Origin of the sequence: Paenibacillus sp. NEAU-GSW1, assembly GCF_009737085.1 — a bacterium.
Lineage (GTDB): Bacteria > Bacillota > Bacilli > Paenibacillales > Paenibacillaceae > Pristimantibacillus.
Genome location: NZ_WOVL01000001.1, coordinates 37,041 through 58,676 on the forward strand (window position 1 = coordinate 37,041; position 21,636 = coordinate 58,676).

At 49.1% G+C, this 21,636-nt stretch carries 19 protein-coding genes and 1 riboswitch; of the genes, 15 read left to right on the forward strand and 4 right to left on the reverse strand.

What is annotated here, in order from left to right; translation table 11 throughout:
* Positions 1-200: 200 nt before the first annotated feature.
* Positions 201-1,010 carry a histidinol-phosphatase gene (locus tag GOM71_RS00170; RefSeq protein ID WP_156277153.1) on the reverse strand — a complete coding sequence of 270 codons (810 nt, stop codon included), beginning with the start codon at positions 1,008-1,010 and terminating at the stop codon, positions 201-203.
* Positions 1,011-1,049: 39 nt separating this feature from the next.
* Positions 1,050-1,952 carry a LysR family transcriptional regulator gene (locus GOM71_RS00175; protein WP_156277155.1) on the reverse strand — a complete coding sequence of 301 codons (903 nt, stop codon included), beginning with the start codon at positions 1,950-1,952 and terminating at the stop codon, positions 1,050-1,052.
* 378 nt (positions 1,953-2,330) lie between these two features.
* Here GOM71_RS00175 and cysK point away from each other — a divergent pair, with 378 nt between their 5' ends.
* Both cysK and GOM71_RS00185 read left to right on the forward strand, forming a co-directional pair.
* Positions 2,331-3,266, forward strand: coding sequence for a cysteine synthase A (gene cysK / locus GOM71_RS00180; protein ID WP_156277157.1), 936 nt, complete (start codon positions 2,331-2,333; stop codon positions 3,264-3,266).
* A 130-nt stretch (positions 3,267-3,396) separates the two neighbouring features.
* Entirely contained in the window at positions 3,397-3,756 is a 360-nt protein-coding gene (locus tag GOM71_RS00185) for a DUF3139 domain-containing protein (protein ID WP_156277159.1), read from the forward strand.
* Between the two features lie 61 nt (positions 3,757-3,817).
* Here the strand turns inward: GOM71_RS00185 and corA are convergent, their stop codons facing one another.
* On the reverse strand, positions 3,818-4,753 hold the full coding sequence (gene corA / locus GOM71_RS00190) for a magnesium/cobalt transporter CorA (RefSeq protein ID WP_156277161.1): 936 nt from the start codon (positions 4,751-4,753) through the stop codon (positions 3,818-3,820).
* Between the two features lie 427 nt (positions 4,754-5,180).
* A riboswitch (SAM riboswitch) is annotated at positions 5,181-5,285 on the forward strand.
* A 268-nt stretch (positions 5,286-5,553) separates the two neighbouring features.
* Between corA and metA the strand changes: the two genes are divergently transcribed.
* The 10 genes from metA (at position 5,554) to GOM71_RS00235 (ending at position 17,149) form a co-directional block, all read left to right on the forward strand.
* The gene (metA, locus tag GOM71_RS00195) at positions 5,554-6,471 is read left to right on the forward strand and encodes a homoserine O-acetyltransferase MetA (RefSeq protein ID WP_156277163.1); all 918 of its coding nucleotides are present in this window, start codon (positions 5,554-5,556) and stop codon (positions 6,469-6,471) included.
* 46 nt (positions 6,472-6,517) lie between these two features.
* The gene (locus tag GOM71_RS00200) at positions 6,518-7,678 is read left to right on the forward strand and encodes an aminotransferase class I/II-fold pyridoxal phosphate-dependent enzyme (protein WP_156277165.1); all 1,161 of its coding nucleotides are present in this window, start codon (positions 6,518-6,520) and stop codon (positions 7,676-7,678) included.
* Between the two features lie 4 nt (positions 7,679-7,682).
* Positions 7,683-8,855, forward strand: coding sequence for a trans-sulfuration enzyme family protein (locus GOM71_RS00205; RefSeq protein ID WP_156277167.1), 1,173 nt, complete (start codon positions 7,683-7,685; stop codon positions 8,853-8,855).
* A gap of 567 nt (positions 8,856-9,422) precedes the next feature.
* Positions 9,423-10,559, forward strand: a complete 1,137-nt coding sequence (gene mqnC, locus GOM71_RS00210; protein ID WP_156277169.1) for a cyclic dehypoxanthinyl futalosine synthase — start codon at positions 9,423-9,425, stop codon at positions 10,557-10,559.
* A 380-nt stretch (positions 10,560-10,939) separates the two neighbouring features.
* Positions 10,940-11,893, forward strand: coding sequence for a putative sporulation protein YtxC (locus GOM71_RS00215; RefSeq protein WP_173275013.1), 954 nt, complete (start codon positions 10,940-10,942; stop codon positions 11,891-11,893).
* 467 nt (positions 11,894-12,360) lie between these two features.
* Positions 12,361-14,298: a threonine--tRNA ligase gene (gene thrS / locus GOM71_RS00220; protein WP_156277173.1), complete on the forward strand. Its 1,938-nt coding sequence runs from the start codon at positions 12,361-12,363 to the stop codon at positions 14,296-14,298.
* A 63-nt stretch (positions 14,299-14,361) separates the two neighbouring features.
* Positions 14,362-14,913, forward strand: coding sequence for a 3D domain-containing protein (locus tag GOM71_RS00225; protein ID WP_156277175.1), 552 nt, complete (start codon positions 14,362-14,364; stop codon positions 14,911-14,913).
* 64 nt (positions 14,914-14,977) lie between these two features.
* On the forward strand, positions 14,978-15,103 hold the full coding sequence (locus tag GOM71_RS24635; RefSeq protein WP_301539590.1) for a hypothetical protein: 126 nt from the start codon (positions 14,978-14,980) through the stop codon (positions 15,101-15,103).
* A gap of 158 nt (positions 15,104-15,261) precedes the next feature.
* Positions 15,262-16,680, forward strand: coding sequence for a methyl-accepting chemotaxis protein (locus GOM71_RS00230; RefSeq protein ID WP_156277177.1), 1,419 nt, complete (start codon positions 15,262-15,264; stop codon positions 16,678-16,680).
* 91 nt (positions 16,681-16,771) lie between these two features.
* Positions 16,772-17,149 carry a hypothetical protein gene (locus GOM71_RS00235; protein ID WP_156277179.1) on the forward strand — a complete coding sequence of 126 codons (378 nt, stop codon included), beginning with the start codon at positions 16,772-16,774 and terminating at the stop codon, positions 17,147-17,149.
* A gap of 116 nt (positions 17,150-17,265) precedes the next feature.
* Here GOM71_RS00235 and GOM71_RS00240 read toward each other — a convergent pair whose 3' ends face one another.
* On the reverse strand, positions 17,266-18,561 hold the full coding sequence (locus GOM71_RS00240; protein WP_156277181.1) for an ammonium transporter: 1,296 nt from the start codon (positions 18,559-18,561) through the stop codon (positions 17,266-17,268).
* Positions 18,562-18,829: 268 nt separating this feature from the next.
* Between GOM71_RS00240 and liaF the strand changes: the two genes are divergently transcribed.
* The 3 genes from liaF to GOM71_RS00255 are packed head-to-tail and all read left to right on the forward strand — an operon-like array spanning position 18,830 to position 21,557.
* A complete protein-coding gene (liaF, locus tag GOM71_RS00245; protein ID WP_156277183.1) occupies positions 18,830-19,855 on the forward strand; it encodes a cell wall-active antibiotics response protein LiaF in 1,026 nt (341 codons plus the stop codon).
* A gap of 6 nt (positions 19,856-19,861) precedes the next feature.
* Entirely contained in the window at positions 19,862-20,872 is a 1,011-nt protein-coding gene (locus GOM71_RS00250; protein WP_156277185.1) for a sensor histidine kinase, read from the forward strand.
* A gap of 16 nt (positions 20,873-20,888) precedes the next feature.
* Complete coding sequence (locus GOM71_RS00255) at positions 20,889-21,557, forward strand: response regulator (RefSeq protein ID WP_156277187.1); 669 nt, start codon at positions 20,889-20,891, stop codon at positions 21,555-21,557.
* The last annotated feature ends 79 nt before the right edge of the window (positions 21,558-21,636 follow it).

Here is a 21,636-nt window from a genome sequence, read left to right on the forward strand (position 1 = left end):
AAGATCAAAATTTGTTACACAAATGAAATAGTACTGAAACGGTGTATACACATTAATGGGCTATTATAATTAACAAGACCCCCTTTTAATATATCTCTTTTGGACCTGCGATTGCGCAGGTCCCCTTTTTTTGTCCCAATCCAAACGAAAAAGCCGCCGTTTCCGAACATTGCTCGGACGGGGCAGCCTTGTCGACATCCTTATAGCGGAACGATAATTCGTTGCTTTCTTCTGTAGAACACCCACTGCTTAAAGCCAATTTCTTTCAGCCTTTTCTGAACAAGCTCGAAATCATCGCCGACTCGGCTTGGAATATGGGCGTCAGAGCCGAAAGTGACGTTCACGCCGAAATGCAGCGCCCTCTCCAATATTTCATCTGAAGGGTACCAGCCGCCAACATCCTTTGTGCTGCCGGACGTGTTGATCTCGATCGCGATTTCTTCGCCGCCGATAATGCGCAGCGTTTCGTCGATATCTTCATGCGCAGGTATTTCGGAAAATTGCGGATAATAGCCTTTCATTGCGTCGATATGACCGAGTATTTGAAATAAGCCGGTGCGCGCCGATTGGCGGATCAAATTGTAATACAGCTGTTTTTCTTCAATATGCCGTTTTTCAGACAGCCCTTTCCAACGATTGCGGTTGAAAATGCTTACGCCGCTTACTTGATGGACGGAGCCGATAATATAGTCAAAAGGGATGCCTTCATAAGCTTTGCGATAGGCGTCAAAACGATCGGGGAAGAAATCGGATTCCATGCCGAGCAGCACTTCAATTTTTCCTTCATACTGCTGCTTCAGGCGCTGCACTTCAGCCACATAGTTGCTGAATTCGCTTCGCGCCATCGCGATGCCGGGAAAAGGCTGATCTTTCTCATCGGCAAAATAGGGAGAATGATCCGATATTCCGATCACTTGCAGTCCTGCGTCTATCGCGGCTTGTACATAATGCTCGATCGTGCCTGTCGCATGGCCGCATCTTTCGTTATGGGTATGCAAATCGAATTTCATTCGCGATTCCTCCTAAAATTATGCTGTCGCGGGCTAAGCTTATTCGCTGCTAATAAATTGATGTTCAGGCATGCCCTTCAAATCGCTCAAAAATTGCTGCATCGCCGTATTCAAATATCGGCCCGATTTGTACACGACCCCTACAGGGTGGCTGATTTCGAGTTCTTTTACTTTAATCATGCGAAGAGACCCGCGTTTCAATTCATCGAAAATCGAAAGCTTGGATACGACGGCCGCGCCCAGATTAATCTCGACCATCCGTTTAACTTCTTCACTGCTGGAAAGCTCTACGATGATATTAGGTTCCATGTTGTACTTGCGGAATATTTGGTCCAGAAAGCGGCGGCCAAGCGTGTCCGGCGCAAGCATGATTAGCGGGATGTCTTTCAGATCTTCAAATTTTGCATGAGTCAAATGGCTTAGCGGATGAGCGGGCGAGACGACAAGCTCGAACGTATCGTAGTAAAGCGTCGAAGAATCCACATTCGGATTTTTCTCGGACAAGTATGTAATGCCGATATCGACCGAGCCGTTCTCGACGCTAGTCATGACTTGGGAAGAAGGCATTGTATGAATCGTCGATTTAATAAGCGGGAATTGATCTTGAAAATAAGACAGCACACGCGGCAAAAATTGGATGGCAATCGAGGACGTCGTTCCGAGCACGATATGTCCTTGCGGTGTCGAGCTAAGATCGGAAAGCTTCTGCTTAAGCTCTTCAACAATTGCTAATATGCGCTCCGCGTGCTCGAGAAATACTTGACCGTGGTCGGTTAGCGTAACTGGCTGATTGCGGTCGATCAGCACCGTTTTGAATTCGTCCTCCAGCGTCCGAATTTGCGCGGATACGGCAGGTTGTGTCAAATTAAGCAGTTCTCCTGCTTTGCGGAAGCTCATCGTTTTGGAAATCGTTAGTAGCGTCTCCAACTGGCTAATATTCAATTTGATCTCCCCCCTTGGGACAAACCATTTCGGATCATAACACTATAACTATACATTATAAAGGAATTGGCCCGAATGGGCAAAAAAACGGCAGATGTCTTCCGCACAGCAGGCTTAATCCGAAAACGGTCGGAATTTTAAATAAATTGGCTGAATTTATCGGGTGCAAATCGCTAAGGCGCGATGGCGCCGACATTGACGACAGTTAAGGCCGAATGGTTCTGCATCAGGCGAAAACCGCTGCCTTATCGTTATACGTTCGCCAAACGCAAGGCTAAGCTTGAATAAAACAATTTTGGGCATCATACCATAAAGTGCTATACTAATTGTAAACCGCAGTTTTACGGTTATTATCCAGTGAAAGGTACGGATGCTACAATGGCGAACATTAAACGCAACTTAACAGAACTAATCGGCCAAACTCCATTGCTAGAGTTGGCCAATTACATGAGAAATGAAGAAATCGGAGCTTCAATCGTAGCAAAGCTCGAATACTATAACCCTGCGGGGAGCGTAAAGGACCGGATCGGCTTTGCGATGATTAAGGATGCCGAGAAGCGAGGGCTCTTAAAGCCGGACTCTGTCATTATCGAACCGACGAGCGGCAATACCGGCATTGGCCTTGCGTTCGCTGCGGCGGCGCTTGGCTATCGGCTTATCATTATTTTGCCCGAGTCGTTCAGCATAGAACGGAGAAAGCTGCTGCGCGCGCTTGGCGCGGAACTCGTGCTCACTCCGGCTTCGGAAGGAATGATGGGCGCAATCAAGCGAGCTGACCAGCTGGCTGCGGAAATTCCGAATTCGTTCATTCCGCAGCAATTTGAGAATCCGGCCAATCCGGCTATTCATCGTCATACGACAGCCGAGGAAATATGGAAAGATACAGACGGCGCAGTCGATATATTCGTTGGCGGCGTAGGCACAGGCGGGACGATTTCCGGTGTCGGCGGGAGGCTGAAGGAGCTTAAGCCAGAGGTGCAAATCGTAGCGGTCGAGCCGTTCAGTTCGCCGGTATTGTCCGGCGGCACTCGCGGCGTACATCAAATTCAAGGGATTGGCGCAGGCTTCGTGCCAGGCAACTTTGACCGTTCCGTCGTTGATGAGATCATTACGGTAAAAAATGAGGACGCTATTCATACGGCTCGGCGTCTGGCCCGCGAGGAAGGGCTGCTTATCGGCATTTCATCCGGCGCCGCAGTTAAAGCGGCTGCCGAGCTCGCTAAACGGCCTGAGAACAAAGGCAAAATGATCGTCGCTTTGCTGCCCGATACAGGCGAGCGATATTTGTCGACGAATCTGTTCGAGGAAGATTAATGACAGAAAAAGCGGCGCAGGAACCGTTCCTCCGCCGCTTTTTTATTATCCAAATACTTGCAACATTATCGGGCTTGGTTTCGTTGGAATTAATGCGGCAAATACAAGAAACAGGACGTGAGAAATTTTTATGAAAAAAATGACAATCATTATGAGTGTTTGTCTACTCATCCTAGCAATCATAGCGATTTCACTATATATTGGAATCATTAAACCTCCAATAGATAGTAAAGCAGTAGAGCAAGATGTTGTGAAACATCTTCATAGTAAAGGAATATCGCAAGAAAAATACGATTTAGAAATAAGTTATCGTTGGGATAGTAAGCTGTTAGGCTATAACCCCTATATTATTAAAGTGGTTTTCAAAGATGAGCCCGATGTAAGTTACCATTATACCTATCATTATAAATCGCAGATCAAAGAAGTGACTCAAAGCGGCGTCGCTCCAATGAACAATAGGGAAGATAAAAATTTTAAACATACGGAATAAAGAAAACCGCCTTTATCCAAAGGCGGCTTCTTTTGGTCAAATTTCGTAATATGGCTCCAAGTTACAGCCAATTTTTTTTGCGGAAAATGAAGAACATCCCGAATCCGAGCAGAAGCATAATGCCGAGCAGAATGTAAGAGCCGCCGCGCATATGCATGCCTGGAATAAAATCGAAGTTCATCCCGTATATACCCGTAATAAACGTCAGCGGCATGAAGATCGTCGTCATTGCGGTAAACACGCGCATGATTTCATTCGCCCGGGCGGAGATGCTGGACTGGTAAGCTTCTCGCAAGTTGCCCATCAGCTCTCGATACGTATCGAAAGACTCGGCGATTTTGACGGCATTCTCGTAAATGTCGCTGAAGTACTTTTGCAGCTGATCGTCGATCAGCTTTAAATCCTTTTTATTTAATGTCGCGATAACGTCCTTTTGCGGACCGAGCACTTTTTTGAGCCACAATATTTCACCGCGCAAACCGATAATTTCGTTCAGATGCGATTTTTTCGTGTGCATGAGGATATCTTCTTCCAGCGTTTCGATCCGAGTATCAATCCGGTCTCCGACGAGGAAGTAGTTGTCGACGACGATATCGACGAGATGGTATAGGAAATAGTCGGGCCGGTTTACTTCTTGCTCCCAAAGTACCGGCTTTAAGGAGCGAAGCTCGTTAATTTTTTGTTTCGTAACGGTTATAATATAATGGCGTCCAAGGAAGATGTTCAGCGCCCGCAGAAAAATTTCTTCATCGTCAAATCGGATGCTGTTTATAACGATAAAATAATGGCTTTCATAAATTTCGATTTTAGGCCGTTGCTCCTCTTCGCTCAAGCAGTCCTCTACAGCAAGATCATGCATGCCGAATAGGGGCTGCAGCACTGATAAATCCTCGACGTCGGCGTCTATCCAATAGAAGCCTTCGGCAGGCGGAAGCAACGTTTCATTAATATCTTCAAGCGGAGCGAATACTCCATTGTTCACATGACGAATTTTCATCTCAGCATCTCCTAACTTCAGGATCTTTGAGCGCTGCTCAAAGTCACTCCTTATCCAAAAAGAATCTTTGAACGGAGAACTGCCGGATGAATTGCAGCGGACGGTTACGAAGAGATTGCGTTGACGTAAGCCCAGTTGCGTTTACGATCCGGCAGTTGCCGTATTCGGTTGTTTTCAGGCTTAGGTCTGTCGCCTTCCATGTCCGTTTGCACTCCTTTGCTCAGTAAAATGAAAAAAAAGTCCGATAATCCTTGTCTAGTATACTCCCGCAGCACATTTACATTCAAGAAGAAAAACAGGCGGGAGCGTTCTTTAGTTTATGCTGTAATCCATCTTGACGCGAATGCCGGAATCCATTAAAGTTATCAATAAGTAAGACATGAAAAAAGCGCAGCGGTTTTTGCGGCGACAACCGAATAGATCTACTTTCTTATCAAGAGCAGGCGGAGGGACTAGCCCGATGAAGCCCGGCAACCGGCGAAAGCACGGTGCTAATTCTTGCGGAAACATTTTGGTTTCTGAGAGATGAGAGAGGCGAAGGCTTATTTTAATTGAGCGTACGACCTTTTCTCATGACAGAAAAGGTCTTTTTTGCGCTTTAAGTGCCATACTGAAACAAAGAGCGGAGTGACTTGTGCTCCACACAAAGATCCTGATGTAGCTAATGAGTGACTTTGTGCTCCACACAAAGATCCTGATGTAGCTAATGAGTGACTTTGTGCTCCACACAAAGATCCTGATGTAGCTAATGAGTGACTTTGTGCTCCACACAAAGATCCTGATGTAAGGAGTTGATTCGCATGCCGATTAAAGTACCAGACAATTTGCCAGCGAAAGAAGTATTGAATAATGAGAACATTTTTGTAATGGACGAAAGCACCGCGTTCCATCAAGACATTCGTCCGTTGCGAATTGTCATATTGAATCTGATGCCGACCAAGGAAACGACCGAGACGCAGCTTCTGCGTTTGATCGGCAATACGCCGCTTCAAGTGGAAGCAGTATTGCTTCATCCTAAGACGCACACATCGAAAAATACGTCGGCGGAGCACTTGGAGTCTTTTTACAAAACGTTTGACGACATTTCCCACGAATATTATGACGGCATGATTATAACGGGAGCTCCTGTCGAGCACTTGGAGTTCGAAGACGTCAATTACTGGGATGAGCTGAAAGAAATTATGGAATGGAGTAAACGCCGCGTTACTTCGACCTTCCATATTTGTTGGGCCTCGCAGGCTGGACTGTATCATCATTACGGAATTAAAAAATATGACTTGGACAACAAAGTGTTCGGCGTGTTCCCGCATACGATTGAGAAGCGCAACGTGAACCTGCTTCGGGGCTTCGACGAAATGTTCTATGTCCCGCAATCCCGCCATACCGAGGTTCGCAGGGAGGATATCGAGCACATACCGGAGCTCGAAATTTTGTCGGAATCGGAAGAATCCGGCGTGTATATTGTCGCTTCCAAAGACGGAAAGCAAATTTTCGTAAGCGGTCATTCGGAATACGACCCACTGTCGCTGAAGTTCGAATACGATCGCGACAAAGCTAAAGGACTTCGCATTGACGTGCCTAAAAACTATTTCCCGGGTGATAACCCGGAACGGCTTCCGCTTTCGACATGGCGCGCACATGCCAACCTGCTGTATTCGAACTGGCTTAACTATTACGTTTATCAACAGACGCCGTTTGATTTGGGCGCAGGCATTTAAAAGAAGAATTTTCATTCCACTATTCAAAAGGGGCGTAACGAATCAGATGAAAATCGAAAGTCAATTAGCTCAAATCGGTTCTATTAAGGAACCTGTCACAGGAGCGATTAGTTTCCCGGTCTATCAAGCAACGGCGTTTCGCCATCCAAAACTTGGACAAAGCACCGGTTTTGATTATGCCCGCACAAAAAGCCCGACTCGCACAGTACTTGAAGAAGCGGCGGCAAAGCTCGAATCCGGAGATGCAGGTTTTGCCTGTAGCTCCGGCATGGCAGCGCTGCAAACGATTTTTGCGCTGTTCAGCCAAGGCGACCATCTCATTGTATCGCTCGACCTCTACGGCGGAACTTACCGTTTGCTGGAGCGAATTATGTCGAGATTCGGCGTAACCGCTTCCTATGTAGATACGAACGACATCGACGCAATGAACGAGTTGCTTCAGCCGAACACGAAAGCGGTGCTCATTGAGACGCCGACGAATCCGCTGATGATGATTACCGATTTGGAACGCGTCGCTTCGTGGGCGAAAGCGAAAGGTCTGCTGACGATTGTCGACAATACGCTGCTGACGCCATTCTTCCAACGTCCGATTGAGCTTGGCGCAGACATTGTCATCCATAGCGCAACGAAATATTTGGGCGGACATAATGACGTTCTTGCCGGCTTGATCGTAACGAAAGGCAAAGAGCTTTCGGAACAAATGGCTTTCCTTCATAATTCGATCGGGGCCGTCCTTGGACCGCAAGATTCCTGGCTGCTGATGCGCGGCATGAAAACGCTGGCGCTGCGAATGGAACGTCATCAATATAACGCAACACGCATTGCTGAATACTTAATGGAACATCCAGCCGTAGAAGACGTTTATTATCCGGCGCTTCCGCATCACCCTGGGCATGACATTCAAAGCAAGCAATCTTCGGGCAACACCGGCATTTTCTCTTTCCGTCTTAAAGACGCTCGTTATGTGGAGCCGATCTTGCGTCACATCGGTCTCATCGCATTTGCCGAAAGCCTTGGAGGTGTCGAATCGCTGATGACGTATCCGGCTGTTCAGACGCATGCGGATATTCCGGTAGAAATTCGCCAAAAAATCGGTGTTGACGATAAGCTTCTTCGGTTCTCGGTCGGCATTGAGCATGCTGACGATTTGATTGCAGACCTTGAGCAGGCGCTCGCTGCGGCAAAACGGGAAATCGAGGGGGAATAGGGAAATGGCAGACAGAACGAATAAGGAAAAAATAGCGGGACGAAGCTTCTCGACCAAGCTGCTTCATTTCGGCGCGGAAATCGATGAAGCAACAGGAGCGTCAAGCACGCCGATTTTCCAGGCTTCGACTTTCCACCATCACGATGTGTTCAATCCGCCGCATTATGATTACAGCCGTTCCGGCAACCCGACGCGCGAAGCGCTTGAAGATTATATCGCGCTGCTTGAAGGCGGCACTCGCGGCTTTGCGTTTGCTTCCGGCATGGCGGCGATTTCTACGACGTTTCTGCTCTTCTCGGCAGGCGATCATTTGATCGTAACGGAGGATGTATACGGCGGAACCTATCGTTTGCTGACTACTGTGCTTACACGGCTGGGAATCGAAACGACGTTCGTCGATATGACTGACTTTGAAGCGGTAAAAGCGGCGATCAAGCCGAATACGAAAGCGGTATTCATTGAGACGCCATCCAATCCGACGCTTAAAATTACCGATATTGCTCTAGTTGCTGCATGGGCGAAAGAGAACGGCTTGCTGTCGCTGCTCGACAACACGTTTATGACGCCTTACCATCAGCGCCCGTTCGAGCTTGGCATCGATATCGTGCTGCACAGCGCGACGAAGTTTTTGAGCGGTCACAGCGACGTGCTTGCCGGCCTCGCGGTAACGAAGGACGAAGCGCTGGGCAAAAGATTGTACGCCCTTCAAAACGGGCTGGGAGCCGTACTGAGCTCGCATGAAGCATGGCTGCTGATGCGCGGCATGAAGACGCTGCAAGCTCGCATGGAGCACAGCGAGCGCAGCGCGCGCCGCCTCGCCGAATGGCTGTCGAGCCATCCTGCCGTTGAGCGGGTGTACTACCCGGGCTTGGCAGACCATCCGGGACGCGAAATACATGAGCGTCAATCGGCAGGCTACGGTGCCGTCGTCTCCTTCGACGTTGGCAGCGGCGAACGCGCCAAAGCGATGCTTAACCGCGTTGAGCTTCCGCTTGTAGCGGTTAGCTTAGGCGCTGTGGAAAGCATTCTATCCTACCCGGCTATGATGTCTCATGCGTCTATGCCGCGCGAGGTCCGCTTGCAGCGGGGCATTACGGACGGCCTCGTCCGCTATTCGGTCGGTCTCGAGGACGTCGAGGATTTGATCGCGGACTTGGATGCCGCGCTCCGCGCTTAAATTATGATTGTGGATACAGCCGCCGTTTGGCGGTTGTATTTTTTTGTCTGCTTATTACGCTCTCGAACGCGCCTTCTCTTCTTGCTTAAATCGGCATTCGGCTCTTGCTTCAATCAGAGCAGCTGCGATAGAGCGCATAAGAGTGCGATAAAGCGAAATTTAATAAGTTAGCGAAGCTGTTTCGCTAAATAAAGAAATTCATTTCTCTAAAAGCTGCGTTTCGGACGAATGCAATTGCAATAACGAAGCCAGCTTCATTATTAGCGAGTGCCGATTCTCGAATAGCGAAATTAGCTTCTCTGTATTGCAAAGTGCCTCGATAGCATGAGTTTTAGCGAATTTACTTTCGCAATTAAGCGAATCTGGTTCGCTAATTGCAGCTTTCAGCTAATTCAGCCGCTTTCGTTCGCATAATTGCCCCGCGAAGTTCGCTAACATCCAGCTTGCGGCAAGTCCGGCAACTCTCGTTCGCTTAATTGCCACATGATCAGGGGTGACGGAGCAGAAGCACTTATGATACGATGAACTCATATGCGATGAACGGTTTAAATGAGGAGGTGCCTTGCAATGGCAACGGTTAATGATATTTTGGAAAAAGCGCTTAGCGGCAAGCGGATTGATTTGGAGGAGTGCGTCACGCTCTTCGAATCCGACGAAATCGAGAAAATGGGGCATGTCGCCAACCAATTGATGCTGAGAAGGCATCCTGATCCGATAACGACGTTCGTAGTGGGACGGAATGTAAACTATACGAATATATGCGACGTTTACTGCCGGTTTTGCGCATTTTACCGCGCGCCGGGCTCGAAGGAAGGCTACGTGCTTCCGGATGAAGTCGTACTGAGCAAAATTCAGGAAACGATCGATGTCGGCGGAACGGAAATTTTGATGCAGGGCGGCACGAACCCGGATCTGCCGTTCACTTACTATACCGACTTGCTTCGCAAAATTAAAGCGAATTTCCCATCGATTACGATGCACTCCTTCTCGCCTGCAGAAATTCAAAAAATGGTGCAAGTTTCGAACGGCCTTTCGCTTGACGAAGTGGTGCGCCAGCTGAAAGAAGCGGGGCTTGATTCGCTGCCGGGCGGCGGCGCAGAAATTTTGGATGACCGCACGCGCCGCAAAATTAGCCGGATGAAAGGCTCGTGGACCGATTGGATGGACGTTATGAAATCGGCGCATCGCCACGGCATGAACACGACGGCCACGATGGTATACGGCTTTGGCGAGACGATGGAGGAGCGTGCGCTCCATTTGCTCCGCGTCCGCGACGCGCAGGATGAATGCATCGCTAACGGCTACGATTCGACAGGGTTCTTGGCATTTATTTCCTGGCCGTTCCAACCGGACAATACGAACATGAAACGTGAAAAATCGAAGCCTGAGGAATATTTGAAAATGGTCGCGGTCAGCCGGATTATGCTGGACAATATCGACAATTTCCAATCCTCCTGGGTAACGATGGGACCTGAAATGGGCAAGCTCTCGCTTTCGTACGGCTGCAATGATTTCGGCAGCACGATGATCGAGGAAAATGTCGTATCTGCGGCCGGTACCACGCATAAAGTAAACATCGAGCTTATTCTCAAGCTCATTCGAGAATCGGGCAAAATCCCGGCTCAACGCGACACGAAATACAATATCTTAAAAGTGTACAACGAGGCAGATACTGTCGCGCAAGACTTCATTATGCAGAACTAATATCATAATTAAATTTCAAATACAGGACGGACGCCTAAGTTTACTTGGCGTCCGTCTTTTTATTAATGCGTGCCCTGCAACGATTCACCCGATGGTATGCCCAAGAAGAGACAGCGAAGAAATTGGATGGGATCGTTTGCTGAAGTGAAATTCATAACAAGACAGTTAGGATTAAAGACGCTATTGTAATCTGCATGCCCATGAAAGACGAACATCGGAAAGCCGTATGAGGGAAAACCTCACGTACGGTTTGATGAGGAGGGGCTGAAATAAATTCAGCCCTTTACTCTAGCGACATGACTTTACTTCCCAATACTCTTCATCGTATATCCCCCCTTCATGGGCCATATACTGATAAGGGAAATGAAAGGGGTGAGCTCATGGAGCTGTTTACAGTAACACTGCCTCAGTCAATGGAGCATGAAGCAGCCAATTTTGTTAAAATGCTGGAAGATTGCGTATGTAAGGATTTACATATCGAAGCAGCAGAGGAGCCAAATGGCCAGCTTATACAGTTTACTTTACTGTCTGAAATAAATGGAAGCCGAATAAATTGCATGGGGCTTCTGCCTAATTTCCGATTAAGCGAGCACAGCCCGGTTGTATATCGCGCCGCATCCAAGGCGATTGCCGAATTTATTATTTCGCATATGGAAACGCAAATATTAGCGACGATCATACGCCGCAAATACCGCAACAGCTATTCTGCGGAAGCGCATTTGATTGAAAAATATTGCCATGAGCTGCTTCACGGCAAAGAATGGGATGGACTTGGCACGAAATTTCTCGATGCGGACCGCCAGCGCAGAAAAACGAAAGTAGCAGACGAAATCAAGTCCTTCTTACAGGAAAACAGCAGGCTGGATTTAACCGGCTTAACGACGTTCAGGCTGCGCCTCTATCGCAAGGAACTGACTGAAATTGTAGAGTATGCGCTGGATGAATATGTTCTCGACAAGCAATATCAAGAATTTATTTCGTTGCTTAAATATTTTGTCGGACTTCAAGATTCCAAGGTGCCGATCGTACATCTTGTGCACAAAGGAAATCATGAATTCGTTATGTACAATGACAAATTCCAGCTTTTCGAGCCAAAGCCGCATTCCGACCGACTGGTAGCCGAGATGCTGGAGACGGAAATGAATATCGAGGATATGGTTATAAGCTCGTTAATCGCCGTCTCTCCCAAACATATTATGATTCATACGCGACAGCCGGATATGCAGGTCATTCGTACAATTGAGACGATTTTTGACAACCGCGTTTCAGTGTGCATGCAGTGCAGCGCTTGCAACCCTTGCTTTGAGGCGTTTAATAACGGCGTTCAGCCATAATTAGGCGAAGCAAACGGATCAACTGCATCTATTGACCGGCGGCCGTCGAAAGCCTTATAATGAACCAAGAGAAATGCGAACAGCATCGACAAAGACATGTATTTGCCCGACTGCCGGTACAGAGAGAGGAAACTTGGCTGGAATTTCCTTCATGGCTGGAGCAAATGTACCCCTTTGTAGCTGTGCGGTTGAACGCAATTATAAATTGCCAGTAAGCTGCACCGGATATCCCCGTTATCGGATTTACAAGGATTGCCTCACGATAGAGCGAGTCAAATCGCCTCGAATGATGGCGGCAGTCGAAGTAGGGTGGAACCACGGGTATACAAGCACTCGTCCCTTTGCGGGATGCGTGCTTTTTTGCGTTCATTTTGGGCGTTCGTTATCGTCATGCGATAGCGACATAAAAAGCCGCAGCCTCGCGCCATGCTTAAATCCAGTGTGGAACAGAAGAAAGGATGAATGAAATGTCTATTCAAGTTACTTTTCCAGATGGCGCTGTACGTGAATATGCTGCTGGAACAACGATTGAAGAAGTAGCAGGATCGATCAGTCCCGGACTTCGTAAAAATGCGATTGCCGGCAAGCTGAACGGCAAGGTAGTTGATGTCTACACGCCAATTAGCGCCGACGCAGCTATCGAGATCGTTACCGTGGAATCGGCTGACGGCCTGGAAGTATACCGCCACAGTACAGCTCACTTGCTGGCGCAAGCGATTAAGCGTCTTTATAAAGACGCAAACGTTAAGCTCGGCATCGGTCCGGTTATCGAAGACGGTTTCTATTACGATATCGACATGGACCAATCGCTTACGCCTGAGGATTTGACGAAGCTCGAGAAGGAAATGGAACGCATCATTAATGAAAATGTCGATATCCGCCGCCGCGAAGTAAGCCGTGAGGAAGCGATTAACATTTTCACGGAAATCGGCGATAATTTGAAACTGGAGCTTATCCGCGATTTGCCGGAAGACACCGTTCTCACGATCTATGATCAAGGCGAGTTTTTTGACCTTTGCCGCGGACCGCATTTGCCTTCCACCGGCCGCATTAAAGCGTTTAAACTGCTTAGCGTTGCCGGCGCATACTGGCGCGGCGATTCGAAGAACAAAATGCTGCAGCGTATTTACGGCACAGCCTTCGCTAAAAAAGCGCAGCTGGACGAGCATCTCCACTTCCTCGAAGAGGCGAAAAAACGCGATCACCGCAAGCTCGGCAAAGAGCTGAAAATGTTCACGTTCTCCAAAGAGGTTGGACAAGGCTTGCCGCTATGGTTGCCGAATGGCTCTAAAGTCCGCCGCACGCTGGAGCGTTATATCGTTGACCTTGAAGAAAAGCTCGGCTACGAGCATGTGTATACGCCGGTGCTTGCCAACGTAGAGCTGTACAAAACGTCCGGACACTGGGAGCATTACAGCGAGGACATGTTCCCTAAGATGGAACTGGACAACGAGGAGCTCGTTCTCCGTCCGATGAACTGCCCGCATCATATGATGGTGTTCAAAAGCGAAATGAGAAGCTACCGCGATTTGCCGGTCCGCATTGCGGAAATGGGCACGATGCATCGTTACGAAATGTCCGGAGCGCTCACCGGCCTTCACCGCGTACGCGCGATGACGCTGAACGACGCGCATATTTTCTGTCGTCCGGATCAAATTAAGGAAGAGTTCTCCCGTGTCGTGAACTTGATCCGCAAAGTGTACGAGGACTTCGGCATTAAAGATTACCGTTTCCGTTTGTCGTACCGCGATCCGCAGGATACGGAAAAGTATTTCCAAAACGACGAGATGTGGGAAATGTCGCAACGCATGCTGCGCGAGGTTGTCGAGGAGCTGGGGCTTCCGTTCTTCGAAGCAGAAGGCGAGGCTGCATTCTACGGCCCGAAACTCGACGTCCAGATCAAAACGGCGCTCGGCAAAGAAGAGACGCTGTCTACAGCACAGCTGGACTTCCTGCTGCCGGAACGCTTCGAGCTTGAGTATGTCGGCGATGACGGCAAGAAGCATCGTCCGGTCGTTATTCACCGCGGCATCATCAGTACGATGGAGCGCATGACCGCGTTCTTGCTGGAGAACTTCGCCGGCGCGCTGCCGCTGTGGCTGTCGCCTGTACAGGCGAAGATCATTCCGGTATCGACCGCTTACGAAGCTTATGCCCGTCAAGTGGAAGAGCAGCTTCGCGAAGCTGGCGTTCGCGTTGAAAGCGATCTGCGCAACGAGAAGCTGGGCTACAAAATCCGCGAAGCGCAGCTTGAGAAAATGCCGTACATGCTCGTTGTCGGCGATAATGAAGCACAGACGAACTCCGTCTCGGTCCGCAAGCGCGGCGAAGGCGATATCGGCGCAAAGCCGGTTGCTGAACTGATCGCCATGCTGCAAGAAGAAATTGCATCTAAAACGATCTAATTTTTAGCTGGAATAAAGCTTGTGCCATATGGGAAATATTCTTCTGAGGAGGAAGCAGCCCAAATGGTCACAAGCTTTTTATTTTTTCGACAAACGAAACGAATAGCAGCAGCTCTGCTTATTTTCGCATGCGTCGCATTTACGGCTTCGCCGTTTTCGCATGCCGAGCCAAAGCATCCGCTCAAAGAAGCGATAGAGAAGAATGAGCCCGCTACCGTAAAGGTTGTAGCAACCGGCTATACGGCAGGCGTAGAGTCGACAGGCAAAAAGCCCGGCCACCCGCAGTACGGGATTACCTATTCCGGCGTCAAGGTGCACCGGGGACAAGTATCGACTGTAGCAGCCGATACGAAGCTGTTCCCGATCGGCACGCTGCTGTACATTCCCGGCTACGGCTACGGCGTCGTGGCGGATACCGGTTCAGCGATCAAAGGACATCGGCTGGATCTCTATTTTGAAACGGTTAAAGAGGTATATGAGCAATGGGGCAAAAAATCGGTGTCGGTGCAAGTGCTTCGAAAAGGGACGGGAAAGCTTTCGCAGGCTTGGCTGAACGATTTGAACAAGGCCGTAGAAGCGAGCAAAACGCTGCCTCAAGCTTATCTTGAATCGTAAATAGCGGACGCATAATAAAGATCGGCTTTGCCATACTAGAAGCGATAAGGAGGTGAGCACAACAATGGCTAAAAATAAGCAAAACAAAGCAAAACCAAACAACAAATTCAACGCTGAATTCGCTCAAGAATTTGCTGGCAACCAGAATGCAAACAAGCAGTCTAACGCTTCGCAAAAAAACGAGCAATAACCGTTAACCAATAACGATGAACATCATAGAGAGGAACCGAGAACGCGGCGGTTCCTCTTTTCTTTTGTCGAATGCTGATATATACTACACAATAAATATTTCCATCTATACGGTAACCCGGAATATATTCGCAGTTAAGAAGGGATGAGCACTCATTCATGAAACCGTTGAATCGTTGGTTTGCAAGCCGTAATCAGGAAGGATTAACAGAGTCGGTCAGTAAAGAGGAATACAGCCGGTTGACGCAGCTGCGGAATGAATCGGTCGTGCTGTTCGATCAGCTGAATGCCGTTGTTGACGAGGTCGAACAGACGATAGGCCATTTGACCGCAATCGCGGATGCTTCCTCCGTGCAGGAGAAGGCGTTGAGGGAGAGAAGCGAGCAAGCGACAAGCCGGATCGAGGAAACGTTCTCGTCGCTCCAGGAAGTCGCTTCGGCCGCAGAGCAAATAAGCGGCGCTTCTGCTCATTTGCATCAGAAGAGTGCGGAGACGAAAGAAATCGTGCTCGACGTAGTCCGTTCGTTAACGAATACGGATCAAGTGATGAACGATTTGAACGCGCATAACAAAGCGATGGAGCAGCATATTACGCAGCTGATCGAGCAAACATCGCATATTTCTGAGATCAATCAGTTTATTCAAGAAATCGTGGCGCAAACGTCGCTGCTCGCGCTCAACGCTTCGATTGAAGCGGCTCATGCAGGCGAATTCGGCCGCGGCTTCTCGATCGTTGCGCAGCAGATCAAGAAGCTTGCGGAGCAAAGCCACGCTGCTGTAACCCGGTCATCCACGATGGTGGAGCAAATTGAGCAAGGCGTGAAGCTTGTCGTTGCCTCGGTTGAAAATGAACGAAGAGCGGTCGATCGCGGCATCGCGGAAATGAGCGTCAACAGAGACCGAATGGACGTTATATTTTCCCGAATTCATGAAGTGAACGAGCTAGTGAACCAGACGAATTCGGCCAGCCGCGAACAGACGATACATATGAACGGCACGACGGAGATGCTCAAGGATGTGGTGGATTCCGTTAACGAGACGTTCGTTAGTGTAGAAGGAACGCTCCATTTGATGGACAAGCAGCGAGAGCAAATCGGCAAGCTGAATCGGATCGGCAGAAACTTGCAGAAGTCTTCCGCCGATTTATCGAAGGCGATTGAACAAGCGGATGCAGGGCGAACGGCCGGTCAAACGCAAAGCGCTGCCAAAGCAAAGACGACGGATACATCGGCTATACAGAATTGGCTGCGAAATGCTGCGGCTGAAACGGAGCTGATCGTGCTGGATGAGCAAAGCCATCAGCGCAAGCTGACAGAGATGCTGCGATCGAAGGCCGATATCGAGGCGATTTGGTCCAATCGCGAAGATGGTTCGTTTATTTTCTCGCTGCCAGAAGCCGGTCTAGTCAATGCGAAGGGACGAGAGTGGTGGAAGCGCGGGATGGCGGGGCAATCGTTTGAATCGAGCGTTTATGTCTCGGCGATTACGAAGCGTCTTTGCGTGACGATCGCCGTGCCGATTCGTTCGGCGGACGGTAAAGTAGTCGGCGTTATCGGAGCGGATATTTCGGTCACGTAATGTTCGAAAAAAAATAGTTTTCAAGTGATACTCGTTTATTGTATGATTGTATATGTTAGTAAATATGACATATCAAGATGGGTGAACGGTTATGACGGATCCGATAATTTATACAAATTATGTTGCAGCCCATCATCGCAAGGCTGCTGAAGTGCTGCCATTTATAGATGCTTACGTTGCCAAGAAGGAACAAGAAATCGCGGAGATCGAGCAGATGGTTGAACGCTATGAGAACCGCAGAGCGAAGGAAGAGCGCGCGTACCAGTCGATGTCTACGCTGCGCCGCTTGCTTTCCGGCCGAAAGCCGGATCATCACCTTGCCGTGGAATACATTCATTTTGTGAAGAAGCCGATGGAGAAAGTGCGCGAACTTCGCCAAGAGATCGATAAAGCCCGTTCGATTCAACAAAGCTCGTCGCCAAGCGATATCGTATCGGTATCCTCAGAGCTTGCGAATGAAATGCGCTAACCACAAGGTACCGAACAGCACCACGAAAAAAACGTTGTTTCCGAAAGGAAACAACGTTTTTTTTGCTATATATGTTTTTCACCGCCAAAGATGGCGAAGCCGTTCTGCTTGTGAGATTAATTACCGCTTTTCACTTGTTCCAAATCGATAAAATCGGTGTCTGCGCTATATGCGGGAACGCCGTGGATGCCGACGTCGAGACCGACCAATTCTTCGTCCTTTGAGACGCGGACAGGCATCATTTTGCGGATGACCGAAAGCGCCGCCCAGCTTGTGAGGAATCCCCATACGGCAACAGTCGCAAGACCAAGCGCTTGTACGCCGAGCAAGCTCCAGCCGCCGCCGTAAAACAAGCCGTAATAGCCTTGTCCTACGTTTTCAGTAAGTTCCGGTACGGCGAACAGGCCGACAGCAAGCGTTCCAAGACTGCCGCTAATGCCATGCACGGCAAAGGCGCCGACAGGGTCGTCAACCTTTTTCCCTTCCAGAAATTCAGTGGCGAGCACCATCGCAACGCCGCATACGGCGCCGATCAATATTGCTGCGGCGTCAGACACGAAAGCGCAGCCTGCCGTAATGCCGACCAGTCCGGCAAGGGAACCGTTAATGACCATTGGCGGATCGGCTTTCTTATAGCGGAACATGGTAAACAGAATGCATGTAGCTCCGCCGGATGCTGCTGACAGCATCGTCGTAATGGCGATGTGGCCAATGCCCGAATGGGTCGCGCTTAGCGTGCTGCCGGCATTAAAGCCGAACCAGCCGAACCATAAAATAAAGGCGCCTACGGAAGCGAGAGGCAAATTGGACGGCGGAACGATGTTGATTTTTCCGTCCGGCATAAATTTGCCTATGCGCGGGCCGATGAAGATCGCTGCGGCCAATGCCGCAAACCCGCCCAACGCGTGAATGACGGCGGAACCTGCGAAGTCGATCATGCCGAGCTTGCCAAGCCAGCCGTTGCCCGACCAAACCCAGTGGCCAGCCAGCGGGTATATTAAACCGGTCATTGCAATTGTCAGTAATATATACGCGCGGAAATGAATGCGTTCGGCAACCGCGCCGGATACGATGGAAATAACGGCAATGACGAAAGCGCATTGGAACAGCCAGTAAGTCTCGTTTGAAATCGTCAGCGCGATATGGGACAAGTCCCCTTTCATAAGAAAGCCGCTAACACCGAATAAGCCGCCGACATCTTTGCCGTACATGATGCCAAAGCCAACGATATAAAAGATAAGCGCGCCAAACGCGATATCGACGAATACTTTCATAATGATGCTGACTGCGTTTTTTTGGCGGACAAAACCGGCCTCCAGCAACGCAAAGCCGCCTTCCATCAGCAAGATCATTGCAGCGGTCAGGACGACCCATATCGTATCCAGTCCTCGAGAAAGTTCATTAATGTCCATTGCATTCCCCTATTCTATTAAATATGATGTAAGGTTTCTCTCTTTTATTCAGTCCGTTGACCATTATAATGAGGTGAAGTCAGCTATGTCAACGGCAATGCGTAATGTTTCATGACATGTAAGGTATAAACGTTGAAATGGCAAGATTTTACGCTGTCTCAGTCTAGAGACGGAGGCAAAGTTCAATCGGCCGTCCCCTTTTGAAACCCGCTGTCTTTAGTTATACTAAATTTACAAAGTGAAACGTTAAGGCAGGAGTTGGAAGCGGATGAACAAATTTTTTATTAACCGCCTACTTTTTGGAATTTTCATCATTGGAATCGGTATTCTGTTTTTGTTAAAGCAGACGGGTCAAATTGAATTTGACGTTAATATCGGTCAATTGCTTTCAACCTATTGGCCTGTCATTCTTATTTTTTTAGGGCTGCAAGGGTTGCTGACAACCGGCTTTAACGGTCCGGCCTCGGGCTGGTGGGGAGCCGGCATGATGTTAATGGGCTTTGTTTTTCTCGGCCATAACCTGGATTGGTTTACATGGTCCATTGGCGACATTATTTCTTATATTTGGCCGATAGCTATTATTTTAGTCGGCATAAACATGATTAGAAGGCCGAAGAAAGACAGCAGCAATTATGATAGTCCGAAAAATGAGTGGAAATCGTACACCGGCAACGACGGTCATGTGCCGCCGGCGCCGCCGCTGCATCCAGATCCGACAAAGCCGAAAGCGGAGGACGATGTGCAGCATGCTTACGAATCTGAATCTTCATACAAGGAAGAAGACTCCTCCGAATATGAGGAGGTTCCGTCTTATAAAAAACATTACCAGAAGCATTTGGATCATCACCGTAAAAAGCATTATCACAAGCATCATCATAAAAATCACCGTGAAGAGTACTGGAATCATGACCCGAACGCACAGACCCGGTCGGGATTTATCGGCGACATTCATATCGGCCATGACTATTGGGAGCTCAAACCGATGAACATCGCCCACTTTATTGGAGATACAGTCGTCGATTTGACCAAAGCGCAAATTGCTGTCGGCGAAACAAAGCTTTGCATTTCCTCTTTTATAGGCGATGTTAAGGTGTATGTTCCGAACGATTACGAAATTGGCATCCAGGTCGTATCGAGCGCATTTGTCGGCGATGTAAAAATATTGGGACAGCAAGAAGGCGGATTGTTTAAAAACATGAATATCTATTCACCTGACTATAAAGAAGCGACCAAGAGAATCAAATTGGTGGTCAGCACATTTATTGGCGACGTTCGCGTTACGAAGGTGGGGTAGCGGCGGATGATGGTGCGTTTTTTGCGAAGCGGAAAATGGGAACTGATTCTCATGTTTGCGGCTTCCTCGATTGCCTCCCTGCTGCTTGGAGCAGCTGTATGGATCGGTTTAATGAATGATGCAGGACAGACGGAAGTGCGGCTTGGCGCCGCTTCCGTCTTTCTGCTTGTAAGCATCGCCTTCGGATATTGGGCCGGACAGCGGCTGCAGCGCAGAATTGATACGCTTCAGCTGGCTATCAAGCAAGCGAATAATGGAAATTATGAGGTTCGCATAATGGAAACCGGAGATTTAAGCTTTATGGAATTGTACCGGGAGTTCAATGAGCTCGCTGCCCAAATGCAAGAGCGTATGAAACGGCTGCAGATGGCTGGCGAAGAGCAAGTGATGGTTGCCGCCTCCAATGAAGCGGCGGTGCTTGAGGAGCGCAAGCGGCTCGCGCGCGATTTGCACGATACGGTCAGCCAGCAGCTGTTTGCGATGCATATGTGCGCTTCCTCGCTGCCGAAGCTGCAGGAGATCGATCCGGGCCGAGCCGCGTCCGTATTGAGTCAGCTTATCGAAATGTCGACGCTTGCCCAGAAGCAAATGCGCGTATTTATCGCCCAGCTTCGGCCGCTAGAGCTGGAGGGCCGGACGCTTCAGGAAGCGCTGGACAAATGGTTTCCGGACTATTGCCGGCAGAACAGTCTGCAGGGCACTTTCGATTGGCGGATTCAGGAGCCGTTAACGGAAGCGAAGGAGCATCAGTTGTTTCTTATCGTTCAGGAAGCGATGGCCAACGTTGTCAAGCATGCCGGGGCGAAAAGCTGCGAGTTGACGCTTGCGGAGACGGAGAGGCAAACCGTGCTAATCCTTCAGGATGACGGAGCAGGCTTCCGCGTTCAGACAGTGAAGCGCGGCTCGTACGGGTTGTCGACGATGCAGGAAAGATCGCAAAAGCTTGGGGGAACGACGGAAATTATTAGCAAACCGGGAAGCGGAACGAGAATTAAAGTTACAATTCCGAAAATATAGCGGGGGAGCGTGCGGAATGAGCGGGAATGATTGTGTAAAATTGATGATCGTCGACGATCACGATATGGTAAGAACGGGATTGCGCACCTATTTAATGCTTGAACCTAAATTTGAAGTCGTGGCGGAGGCGGGAAGCGGACAAGCCGCGCTTGATTGGCTGCAGTCGGCCGGTGATCTGGATGGCATGCCGGAGCTTATTTTGATGGATTTAATGATGCCTGGCATGGATGGTATTGAAGCGACTAAAGCGATTATTTCTCGTTATCCGGATATGAAAATTATTTTGCTGACAAGTTTCCTTGAAGATGACAAGGTGTACGCGGCGATTGAAGCGGGCGCTGTCAGTTACGTGCTCAAAACAGTATCTTCAGAAGAGTTGATTTACGCATTGAACGGCGCGCTCAGAGGCATGCCGGTTATGACTGCCGACGTATCGCAAGCGCTGACGAGGGGACTTCGGCAACGGACGGCGCAAACGGGCGATGAAGGCATGACCGAACGGGAAAAGGAAGTGCTTCTGTTAATCGCGGAAGGCAAGAACAATAAAGAAATTGGCGAAGAGCTGCACATAAGCGTCAAAACGGTCAAAACGCATGTAAGCAATTTGCTTATGAAATGCGAATTGGAGGACCGTACCCAGTTAGCGGTGCTCGCCCATCGCAAAGGCTGGGTGAAAAATGGATAGCCGGCTGTCATAAGGGGCATACTCACCTTTAATTGCGGGGCATGAAGACGTTGCGCCGAAAAAAGGAGTGAATTTGAAC